At 41.5% G+C, this 11,835-nt stretch carries 9 protein-coding genes; 4 read left to right on the forward strand and 5 right to left on the reverse strand.

From position 1 onward, the window contains the following. Window positions 1–1,395 carry an alanine permease AlaP gene (alaP, locus tag EP737_RS11115; protein ID WP_129728038.1) on the reverse strand — a complete coding sequence of 465 codons (1,395 nt, stop codon included), beginning with the start codon at window positions 1,393–1,395 and terminating at the stop codon, window positions 1–3. A 302-nt stretch (window positions 1,396–1,697) separates the two neighbouring features. Here alaP and EP737_RS11120 point away from each other — a divergent pair, with 302 nt between their 5' ends. From EP737_RS11120 to alr, 3 genes are all read left to right on the forward strand, one after another. Continuing rightward, a complete protein-coding gene (locus tag EP737_RS11120) occupies window positions 1,698–2,909 on the forward strand; it encodes a helix-turn-helix domain-containing protein (RefSeq protein ID WP_425455884.1) in 1,212 nt (403 codons plus the stop codon). A gap of 102 nt (window positions 2,910–3,011) precedes the next feature. After that, on the forward strand, window positions 3,012–4,145 hold the full coding sequence (gene ald, locus EP737_RS11125) for an alanine dehydrogenase (protein ID WP_129728039.1): 1,134 nt from the start codon (window positions 3,012–3,014) through the stop codon (window positions 4,143–4,145). A gap of 48 nt (window positions 4,146–4,193) precedes the next feature. After that, the gene (alr, locus tag EP737_RS11130; RefSeq protein WP_129728040.1) at window positions 4,194–5,342 is read left to right on the forward strand and encodes an alanine racemase; all 1,149 of its coding nucleotides are present in this window, start codon (window positions 4,194–4,196) and stop codon (window positions 5,340–5,342) included. Window positions 5,343–5,550: 208 nt separating this feature from the next. Here the strand turns inward: alr and EP737_RS11135 are convergent, their stop codons facing one another. From EP737_RS11135 to EP737_RS11150, 4 genes are all read right to left on the reverse strand, one after another. Further along, window positions 5,551–5,907 carry a DUF805 domain-containing protein gene (locus EP737_RS11135; RefSeq protein WP_129728041.1) on the reverse strand — a complete coding sequence of 119 codons (357 nt, stop codon included), beginning with the start codon at window positions 5,905–5,907 and terminating at the stop codon, window positions 5,551–5,553. 678 nt (window positions 5,908–6,585) lie between these two features. Further along, the gene (locus EP737_RS11140; protein ID WP_129728042.1) at window positions 6,586–7,698 is read right to left on the reverse strand and encodes a hypothetical protein; all 1,113 of its coding nucleotides are present in this window, start codon (window positions 7,696–7,698) and stop codon (window positions 6,586–6,588) included. Window positions 7,699–8,733: 1,035 nt separating this feature from the next. After that, on the reverse strand, window positions 8,734–9,483 hold the full coding sequence (gene nfsA / locus EP737_RS11145; RefSeq protein WP_129728043.1) for an oxygen-insensitive NADPH nitroreductase: 750 nt from the start codon (window positions 9,481–9,483) through the stop codon (window positions 8,734–8,736). A 19-nt stretch (window positions 9,484–9,502) separates the two neighbouring features. Then, complete coding sequence (locus tag EP737_RS11150; protein WP_246040230.1) at window positions 9,503–10,933, reverse strand: hypothetical protein; 1,431 nt, start codon at window positions 10,931–10,933, stop codon at window positions 9,503–9,505. Window positions 10,934–11,072: 139 nt separating this feature from the next. On the opposite strand from EP737_RS11150, the gene EP737_RS11155 reads away from it, so the two are divergent. Next, entirely contained in the window at window positions 11,073–11,831 is a 759-nt protein-coding gene (locus EP737_RS11155) for a M50 family metallopeptidase (protein ID WP_129728044.1), read from the forward strand. Window positions 11,832–11,835 lie beyond the last annotated feature (4 nt).

Genomic DNA, 11,835 nt, shown 5'->3' on the forward strand with positions numbered 1-11,835 from the left:
CTAACCAATCTTTTCTTCCTTCGCAGTTCCAACCTGCGCCTTTTTATGAAATCCCTTCGCATAATACACCGCAGTCAAGCTGACGAGCCAAAGCGGCCCAATGATTAACGCAATTCTTGTGTCTGGGTTATATGCCATAATTCCAATGACTGCAGCGAGAAATGCTAATGAAATGTAGGAGGAGTAAGGGAAAAATGGCATAGCGTATTTCACTTGCTGCCGTTCTTCCGGGCTCAAGCTTTTTCGGTAACGAATTTGCGATAGCAGGATGACGCCCCATGTCCAAATTGCGCCAAAGGTTGCAATGCTTGTTACCCACGTAAATACCTTTGCTGGAACAACGTAGTTTAACACGACGCCGATGAGAAGTGCGCCTGCTGATGCAAGTACAGCAATTCCCGGAACACCGCCCTTTGTTAGCTTGCTGTATGCTTTTGGTGCTTCGTTGTGCTCTGCTAGGTTAAAGAGCATGCGGCCTGTGCTGAAGATTCCGCTGTTACAGGAGGAGAGTGCCGCTGTTAGAACAACGAAGTTAATGATGCCTGCTGCACCTCGAATGCCAAATTTCTCAAATGTTAGTACAAATGGGCTACCTTGTGTTCCGATTTCTTGCCATGGGTAAATAGCCATGATGACAAACAACGCGCCAACATAGAAAATAAGGATACGCCAAAATACGGAGTCAATGGCTTTGGCAAGGGTTTTTTCTGGATTTTTGACTTCGCCTGCTGTTACCCCAATCATTTCGATGCCAAGGTATGCAAACATAACCATTTGCAGCGATAGCAGAACGCCTTTTATGCCGTTCGGGAAAAGGCCGCCGTTTTCCCATAGATTGCTGATGCCTGTGGCAACACCGCCATTTCCAATACCAAATAGAATCATGCAAATGCTGAGGCCGATCATGGCGACAATAGTGACAATTTTTATAAGTGCAAACCAAAATTCAAGCTCCCCATATGCTTTTACTGCCAGGAAGTTGACCATGGTCATCAGGACGAGTGCTGCCAATGCCCAAATCCAGGTTGCAACGCTTGGGAACCAATATTTCATATAAATGCCGACTGCCGTAATTTCCGCCATGCATGTTACAACCCAGAGAAACCAATAGTTCCAGCCTGTTAAGTAGCCAGCGAGCGGACCGAGATAGTCGCGCGCATATTTGCTGAAGGAGCCGGCAACTGGTTTTTGAATCGCCATTTCTCCAAGAGCCCTCATAATAAAGAACATAATAAGACCGCTAAAGCCGTATGCGAACAAAATTCCCGGTCCTGCAAGTTTAATAGCGGATGCCGAGCCGAGAAATAGCCCGACTCCAATCGCTGCTCCTAAGGACATGAGTGTGATATGTCTTTCTTCTAATCCACGATGCAATTGCTGTTGGTTTTCTTTCATGCGTTTCTCCCCTTTATAAAACGTTGTGATGAAAGATTACAAGCTTGCCTCTTTATTGATCCCCCCATCGTTTCTTTTTTGAAAAATAGCAGATGCTTTTTTTATATAATAAAATTCAGCGTCCATCCTGAGATATTTGTTAACGCTTACATATATGTAATCTCGGATAAAACATGATGAATCTTACTTGTTTTGATTGTAACAGTTTTGTGAACAAAAGTTTTTGTAGAAATACGAGAATTTTATGGTATCATTTTGTTGATTTCCACAAAAAAACAGGGGATGGATCGCTATTGACATATATAGGAAAAAATCCGTTTAAAACTGCTTTTGATAGCTTAGAAGAATTTGCAGAGCTTATTAGTGAGGTACTGGCATGCCCGATTACGATTGAGGATGCAAATCATCGGCTGCTTGCTTATAGTACGCATGATGAGCGAACAGATCCAGCACGCATTGCGACAATTATTGGCCGGCGTGTGCCGGAAAAGGTGATTAATAGTTTATGGAAAGAAGGGATTATTCCCGCGTTGCTTGAGAGCGATGAGGCAATTCGTGTAAAATCGCTTGATGGTATTGGACTCGGTGACCGCATCGCCATTTCTATTCGAAACAAAGGGGATGTGCTCGGATTTATTTGGGCATTAGAGGTAGATAAGGAATTTACCGATAGTGACTTCCTATTGCTTAAGGAAGCAGCTACTGCTGTAAAAAGCAAGCTGCTGCAGCTGCAAGCGCGAAAAAATAAGAAGGAAGAGCGTTCGCAGGAGTTTTTTTGGAAGCTGTTGACGGGCCATATGCAGAGGCGGGATGAAATTACGGATCATCTTCAGTTGCTGCAAATTAAGCAGGCCTCGTCGTTTGTGCTTGCGGTATTTCAGTTTCAACATGAGATTACGCGCGAAGAGGAAAAGCAAATGATGTATTTGCTGCAAACGAGCCAGCAGGTGCAGGTGATGCTACATACGGTAGACGGCGAGCGTCTCGTCCTGCTTCTATCAGCCATGGAGCATCAGGAAATGAGCCGTTTTGTAGAGGAATTCGTCTGCAGGCTAGAAAAACGATTCCATATCTCCGGCATTCAGCCAGCCTTTGGCAATATATATGATAATTACGCAAAAATTGAAAAGGCATACAAGGAAGCGCTCAATGTGCTGACGATAAAGAAGAAGTTTCCGATCGAGACGGCAGCTCTTCATAGCTATGGTGACATGGGCATCTATCAATTAATTGATTTGCTGTTAGAAAACAGGAAAGGGACGGATCACCGCAATCAGGCACTGAAAAAGCTGCAGGATTATGATCAAAAGCATAATAGTAATCTCGTTGAAACATTGGATGTGTTCTTAAATAAAGACAGTAACGTGAATGATGCTGCAAAAGCGTTAACTGTCCATCCGAATACGCTTGCCTATCGTTTAAAACGTATTTCTGAAATTGGAGGTATTAATTTTAAGGACCCCAATCAAAAGCTAATGCTGTATCTTGATTTAAAGCTAGAGAAGTTTTTGTGATTTTCCCCAAAAGCAGCCTTTCTTTTTCTCCTTTCGCCACAAGGCAAAACCTTTGAAAACGTTTTATACTGAGGCTACAAAGTTGTTAAGGGGGAAAATTATATGATTATTGGGGTACCTAAGGAAATCAAAAACAATGAAAACCGTGTGGCACTTACACCAGCAGGAGTGCTTTCATTCGTAAACGCAGGTCATACCGTACTAATTGAACAAAATGCCGGAGCAGGAAGCGGCTTTACGAACGAGGATTATACAAATGCAGGTGCGACGATGCTGGAGAGCGCAGCTGATGTTTGGGAGAAGTCACAAATGATTATGAAGGTAAAAGAGCCGCTCCAAAGTGAGTACGGCTACTTCCGTCCAGGGTTGATTTTATTTACTTATTTGCACCTAGCGGCAGAGCCATCATTGGCGCAGGCATTAAAAGATAGCGGCGTAACCGCAATTGCATATGAAACGGTAACAGTAAACCGCACCCTTCCGCTTCTTACGCCGATGAGTGAAGTAGCAGGCCGTATGTCTGTTCAAATTGGGGCACAATTTTTGCAAAAGTCAAATGGCGGGCAAGGTATTTTACTTGCAGGCGTACCAGGCGTAAAGCGCGGCAAAGTTGTGATTATTGGCGGTGGCATCGTTGGTACGAATGCAGCGAAAATAGCAATCGGCATTGGGGCAGATGTTACAATTGTTGATGTAAGTGCAGATCGTCTTCGTCAATTGGATGATATTTTTGGAACAAATGTGAAAACGTTAATGTCTAATCCGTTAAATATTGCTGAAGCAGTGAAGGAAGCCGATCTTCTCGTTAGCGCTGTATTAATTCCCGGCGCTAAGGCTCCGAAGCTTGTAACAGAAGAAATGGTACAAACGATGAAGCCGGGATCTGTGATTGTCGACGTTGCGATTGACCAGGGCGGTGTTGTGGAAACGTGTGATCATGTAACAACGCATGACAATCCGACCTTCGAAAAATATGGTGTAGTACACTATTCTGTTGCAAATATGCCAGGAGCAGTACCAAGAACATCAACGCTTGCATTAACAAACGTTACAGTCCCGTATGCACTGCAAATCGCAAACAAAGGCGTATATAAGGCTATTGCAGAAAACCCTGCGTTAAAGCTTGGTTTGAACGTGGCAAATGGAGAGATTACGTATGAAGCAGTGGCGAGAGATCTTGGCTATGAATATGTACCAGTTGAGAGAGCGTTTGAAAAGGAAGTAACATTCGCATAAATGGCAGCTCCCTCTGTGAGGGGGCTGTTTATCTATAGGGGGATATGTATGAATAGCTATCGTGATACATGGGCAGAGATTTCGCTTTGTGATATTGAAGAAAATATGACGCAATTTCGGGAATTCGTACAAAAGCATACAAAGCTAATGGCTGTAGTCAAGGCAGATGGCTACGGCCATGGCGCAATCGAGGTTGCTAAGGCGGTGATCCGAGCAGGAGCCAGCTACCTTGGTGTGGCTATACTAGATGAAGCGCTGCAACTTAGGGGTGCGGGTATTTCTCATCCTATTATAGTGCTTGGCTATACACCGGTTCGTTCCGTTGCCACAGCAATTTCGGCGAATATCACACTCACTGTTTTTAATGATGAGGTGCTGGAGGAAGTAATTCAGCAATCCACCATGCAGCAGCAAACTGCCTGTATTCATCTAAAAGTAGATACAGGCATGTCAAGAATTGGAGTTACCTCAGCGGCTGAGGCGCTTATGCTGGCACAAAAGGCGATTTCAGCTCCGTTTATTAAGCTTGAAGGAATTTTTACTCATTTTGCAAATGCTGATGCTATGGATAAATCGTATACATACAAGCAGTTTCATACATTTTTACAAATCATAGAAGTCTTAAAGCAGCATAACATCGAGATCCCGCTCAAGCATTGCTGTAACAGTGCCGCCGCGATGCGATTTCCAGAAATGCATTTGGATATGGTGCGCATCGGTATTGCCTTGTACGGACTATGCCCGGATGTATCGTTAAGAGAACATCCTATCAAGCTTAAACAAGCAATGAGCTTAAAAATGAAAATTGCTGCAGTTAAAACCGTTCCGCCTTGGCAGCCAATCAGTTACGGATGTACATCCATACATGAAGAGAAGCGACAAATTGCCACACTTCCCATAGGCTATGCTGATGGTATATCCCGTTCACTATCCAATCAGGGAGGCGTGCTGGTGCAGGAATCCTTTGCCCCGATAACTGGACGAATATGCATGGACCAAATGATGATTGACGTAACACATCTTTTGGGGTGCCAACCAGGGGAGGAGGCAGTGCTATTTGGACGAAGTGGTTATGCTTTTCAATCGATTGACACGATTGCGGATATCATGGGGACAATTCATTATGAAGTGGTTTGTTTAATAGGAAAACGAGTACCTAGGGTGTATGTGTATGGTAATGACCTGGCAGATCTGTAAAGGATCTGTTTTTTTTATACTGTAAGAAAGTATAAACTTCCAGCTAGAGGTGAATTCGACGTAGCGAATTCAACAGCCCATAATTAGTGTGAGTAAGGTTTTTTATAATAAATGGCATACGAAATAAATTAGAATCCATCTGTAAGACCCAAAGAAAACCAGAAAAACCGCTCTAGGCGGTTTTTCTAAAGTATTATATTTTATCAGTTCAATAGCTTACACTGCGTTTAGGATTTGGTCCATATTGATTATCGCCCTCTTGGCTGTCCTGGCATGCAAATACAATTAAAATGATGCTGCCGATAAGAGGGATTAGGCTGATTAGGAGCCACCAGCCGCTTCTTCCCGTATCATGCAGTCTACGAACGCCGACAGCTAAGGATGGCAGCAGAATGAGTAAAGAATAGATTCCTGTTAGCACCGACGAAAGATCTGCCATTGTATCTATTATGGAAAGCACAATAGAGATAATGACATTAACAAGGACGAACATCCAATATTCCTGACGACTTGCTCTTCCTTGAAAGCCTACATAATTCTTTAACACCTTCAAATACCATTGCATGTGAGTTCCCCCTTATGAATGTAATGGTTAGCTGTACAGCGGACGCTTCATTACTAACATATGTGGTCTTGTTCCAAATTATTAAACTGTTTGTTTAAAAAAGTGAAAGTCTATTTATTGTTGTTAATAGGGAACTTACATCAAAACTTATTTCAAAATCAAAATCTCAAGTAAAACAGCTTGAGATTTTTTTGGTATATAAAATCTGTGAAATATCGGTAGGGTTTCTAATAAAACTGTATTTAAAATAGAGCGTTCGTTTATCTAGGTCTTTTTTATAAATGATTTCTTTCTATTCTTATTTCATTAGAATTTCTATTACTCTTATTATAAAAATTGTAAAAACATTATCCTTCTTCACTCTTACAGCTCCAAGGAATTCAGCCGTTTCTTCTCTCGAATTTTATGCAGTTGTCCAAAATGTGTTTTTCATTTGTTCACAATATATTTTGCTAAGAAATTAAGTATTTTGCTGAAGTTTTCTTTTTTTTATGATCGAAAACTGTATTTCTTCAAGAAGAATTTGATTTTTTTCATATGAATGAAAATTATTCTCAATTAAGTATACTTTTCTACGAAAGGAAGATGAGAGGGGGGAACGGTCAATGGTTGGCTTTCTAGTTTTTTTCAGATAAATAAAAAAAGCCCTAAAAAAGGGCATAAGAAAATAAGGGTACATTAGGCGGAAATTTTTGCCTGGTAGTACCCGCGGGCAATTTTTTGGACATAGGTAGCTACATCTGCTTCGATTTCACGGACAATCGTCATGGCAGCTTCATAGCCTTGCAGTGTGAAGACATGAAGATCGTGCTGAATACGCTGCAGTGCTTTTTCGAGCATGTCTGTTCCAAATTCAAGGGCAAGGTTGTGAATATGCTTCTTGTCGATTTCATAGCGGCCAAAGCTTTGGAAGAAAGACTGGAAGCGGGTGAATAAGTGCTCAGCATATGCTTTTTCGATTGTTTTTTTCTTTTTGCTATCACGTGAGCCGATTAAGCCGCATGACAGAATAAACCCATCCTTTACTTTCTCAAGGATGGATTTTTTCATATTCTTTTCTTCCATAAATGTTTTAATACAGTCTTCTTTTTCAAATAGTTCTATTTTGAAGATGGAGCTGAGCTTGTCCGCCAGCTGGCGAATAGCCCGTTTGTAGCCGATATAACGCGGTAGAATATGCTTGATCTCGCTGTAGGAGAGCAAGGCTTCTGTTTCTTTTTTGACATTTACATCCTTTTCGTATGTATAGAGTGCACGCAACGCGAGGCGCAGTACATTTACGCTGCGGATGCCGAGCAGAAGGTACATTACTTCGTCAGTAATAGACGTGTAGCCGCCTTTGGAATAGTATTCATCTTCTTGGAAATCTTCAGCTTTTTCCTGTGATGATTCCTTTGTATGCAAATCAAGGAAATCCTCTAAATAATTGCAAAGAGAGACTTCGATATATCCGCCCCATAGTCTGTCCCATTGAATGATGCCGGCATTTGCAAGCAGGATATTGTTATTTTGGATGGTACGCACGGAGCAGCCCATTGTGCACGCCATTTCTTGTTCAGAGATAAGTGTAATTGTGCCATCGCTTGTACATTTGGATGCATACGTAAGAAGCTGCTTCATAAGGGAAGCAGTCCATTTGATAGACAGAAATGCATCGCCAATGCCAAGGTTATGCTTTTCGTATGTATATATCCCATTCTGCTTTGTTTGCCGATTCAAGCCGCTCATTACAGCGAGAAGCTTGTTTGCCACAAGAATATGGCGCTTTAAGATAAGCTTTCCTTGCTCCATGTGTAGCCCTCCCTTCTATTTTCCTTTTTACAGTATAGTAGGGGGGAGAATGGTTGTAAAACGACATAACAGTACGGGGAAATGGTTCACTTCTCTTTAAAAGCCTGATATATCAACGTTTTTTAATGGTGTCATACTAGTACGGAGGAATGGTTCAATGTTATTTGTGACAAAGGGTTTGTACAAATGAGTACGGGTTTTTGGTTCAAAAATGATGATATTGCATCTATTTTCTTTTGATTATACCTGTTTTGTGCAGCATTGTTATGTAACAGAAACGTAGGCACGAAGCGGGTTTGATAGGGAAAAAGCAAGGGGAATGACAAAATAGTACGGAGGTGTGGTTCATTTGTGAAGACGGCTGTTAGTTTTGTCGAAGTTAGCATAATTCGTACGGAGAAATGGTTCAAATTATCGAGAATGCTGCTATTTTGGTCACAAAATATTCATAATTAAAATGCGAAAAAATGAGGAAAAACAGGGATTTACGTAGAAAATATAACCATTTCGTGCATATTGTCAAAAAAGTACGGAGGTATTGTTCACTATGTCAAAAAGGTACGGAAGCAATGTTCACTTTTTATGAAAAGTACGGAAGTCTGGTTCATTTTTTAGAGCAAGTACGGAGAAATGGTTCACTTTTTTTTGCAAGATCGTACGGAGAAATGGTTCACTTTTTGACGTGTTAGTACGGAGAAATGGTTCAAAAGTTGAATTAGCATACGAGAATGTCGATTCTGTGTATGAAGCAATGGCGATGTACGGCTAAAAGACGTACCTTTTCGTCAATAAGGTACGTATGATAGGTATGCATATTTGAGGATTGCATGATTGATTTATGAAATGTGCTTCAGAAAGATAAGCGATATGAAAAAAACCACCTATTTAGGTGGCTCTTCCATTACACTTTAAAACAGTATAAATTTCTAGCCGGAAGCCAACTCGACGTAGCGAGAAATTTTAGGAATAAAGTATAAGTAGAGCTACGTCTCTGTCTTCGCCCAAGGGCAGGGCTCGCCAATCGGCGAGTTTTCTTTACCTTTTATTCATCCCTTGCTGCTCCACAAACTTTTTCATATACATTCTCGTCGGTTGTGAAAGAGCTTGCGCCATTTGTCCAGTCCACGTGTCTGTTCGTGTACCGCCTGTTCTTTCTGTATAGTAGTGTTTAATGGTTTGATTGTACTGCTGCAGCTGCTTTTTGTATGTTTCTTCATCTTGATTGTAGGCATCTTCATGATAGATATGAGCTAGCGGCAGGCGAGGCTTTTTACCTGGTTCATGAACAGGATAGCCGACTGTCATGCCAAAGAGCGGAATGACGTACTTTGGTGTGTTTAGCAGCTTTGCTACTTCTTCTAGGTTGTTGCGTAAGCCGCCAATATAGCAAATGCCAAGACCCATCGATTCAGCAGCAACAGCCGCATTTTGTGCCGCGAGCGCTGCATCAATGACAGCGACCATAAATTTCTCCGTGCTCTCGAGAGAATCGGTCATATTTGCTTCTTCCATTTCGGCAATAACAGTGTGGCGATAGAAATCTGCGCAAAAGATGAAAAAATGACCATTTGCTTCTACATAAGGCTGATGCCCGGAAAGTTCAGCAAGCCGTTGCTTTTTTTCTTTATTACGTACGCCGATAATCGAGTACGCTTGCATATAGCTGGATGTTGATGCCGCTTGTGCGCTTTCCACAATGAATCGGATTTGCTCATCAGATAGCGGTCGGTCTTCATATTTTCGAATGGATCGATGCTGTAGCAGCAGTTCAATAATCTCGTTCATTCTTCATGTATCCCTCCGTTTAAGTTAGTGCATCATAATTCGAGTATTCGATCGGCATATACTCGTATTTTCCTTCTAGCAGATCCCGCACTTCCTTTTCTTCAAGCGGAATAAAGGTAACCCAAAATACTTCGCCCATACGGCGGTAGGATTGAACAACAATTTTTTGGGAAATGAGCTCCTCTAGTGCCTCTTCGACTTCTTTTAAGTTTTCTGATTTTCGTCGCTTTTTAAAACGGATTTTTGTGGCGAAGTAGATATAATTGAGTTTTACCTGATACGATGATTTCGACTCATAGCAATACAGCCGTTCCTTTTGCAGTGCAAACAGCAGATGATAGGAAGAATCCAGGCTTAGATTTTCAACCTTTTTCTTATACATGCGGATCGTTTGTTTTTGAATATAATCGTGATAAATTACTTCGTTAACATGGATTTCTGCCACGCGCGTACCGTTTGGCTGTGTGTAGATGCGGACAAAGTCAAAAATGCCATAGGATACAATATCATCATCCTGCCGCTTTGTCATGCTGAAATGCTTCATTTTTGTAATGCGCTCTTCTACGATTTTATAGTTTTTCGTGCCATCGGTTTTATATAGATTTTTGACAAGATCACCGATTTTAATTTCAATAATTTTACGAGACGCAAAGCGCTCATCACGGTTGCTCATGACTTCAAGAAAAATTTTATAATCCAGACGGTCTAAATCGCTTACCTTGTTGCCATGCTCTTCAACATATTCCTTTTCAATAAGAAATTGATAGTCTGTGCCATCGCCAAGGTCGTAGTAGCTTTGAAAGTAATGCTTGCCTTCGCGTTCAAGCATCGGTTGATTAAGCTGCACCTTGCCGCGTGTGTTCGAAAAGAAAGGGTGCTCGACTGTACTGAACGGACTTTCAATAATGAGCTCATCTAGAAGTGAAAAGGAGTTATCCGTTAGCGTGATCCCGAGAATGACGGCAATGTCTGCGTGTAATGCTTTTTCAATTTGCGAACGTGTTTTTGCGTGAATATAACGATAGTCTGATAAGAACTGTGAATCGTCTTCACTCCACTGCGTAATTTCTTCTATTCTAGATGCAATGACCTCAGTGGGGGAGGAAAAGCTGTGGAATTGCTGCTTAAAGGCTTTTTCTCCGTATTTTGTATAATATGCTTCGAGCAAATCATATTCTTCTGCTAGCTCTTTGCGACCTTTTTTCTTGTTTTCGTAATCCTGTATTGTACTGTTTACCCAGCGCCGCTTTGTCCGGTTTAGGGAGTTACGTTTAATAATGCGAAGCGCATCCTTGATGTCTTTATCATGGTATTTTTCTTCGTAAATCGAGAGGATGGCATCCTCTAAATCCTGTTTCATATATTTTTCATAGACAGAAAGAATATTCAATCTTGAAATTCGATCAATAACTTCGCTGATTAATGCGGAAGTTTGTACCAATGCTATCACCTGTCTTTCCTGTACAGATTGTACCAAAGTCAGGTAAGAGATTTCAATGCATGGAATCAAACTTTACGCAGGTGAATGTATGGTGGAATTTGGCTGGCTCTGTCCAGATTGCTGAAAGGGAAAGAAAGCATGGTATACTATGGAAGATGACACGAAGGTAAGGGGAGCAATTATGCCAAATATTTATTTGATTTATACATACATGGCGCTTGTACTATTTGTATTTATTGCCTTGCCCATTTTGCTTAGCTTTCCTGAAGCAAGAACAGGGGGGCTGTTAACAGTGTATCGGATTGTGCGAACAGCAGAAACATTTGCAGCATTAGCTAATACGTTAATACATGAATTATCTCATGGTTTGATGGCAATTGTAACAGGCGGGAAGGTGCATAAAATTACGCTGCATCGGGATACGAGCGGTTTAGCTATCACAAGAACGAAAAGATCTCGCACGATACGAGCGTTAGTTGCGTATGCAGGCTATACTGGTTCCTCCGCAGCAGCGGTTGGCTTGTTTTATTTGCTGCAACAGGGCGACTATCAGACAATTTTGCTTATTTTTCTTGGTATTACAGCAGTCTCTTCTTTGTTTTGGGTTCGGAACTTATATGGATTTCTTTGGGCAATTAGTTTCTTGCTGGTAATTGGATATATTGTCTATAAACAATATACAGTACTCATTCTTCATGTGAGCATTTTCTTCTCCGTTGTAGTGCTTGTAGACTCTATTACATCAGCGTGGACAATTTGCAAGCTAAGTGTCACCAATCGATATGAGGCAGGGGATGCGACGAGCTTGGCGGAGGCTACGTTTATTCCAGCTGCGGTGTGGGGAGCAGTGTTTTTTGGGCAGGCTTTATATGCGGGATATTATGTGATGAAAACCTTTGTCTTGTAGGTTG

The organism is Ectobacillus funiculus, assembly GCF_004138295.1.
Classification (GTDB): Bacteria; Bacillota; Bacilli; order Bacillales; family Bacillaceae_G; genus Ectobacillus; species Ectobacillus funiculus.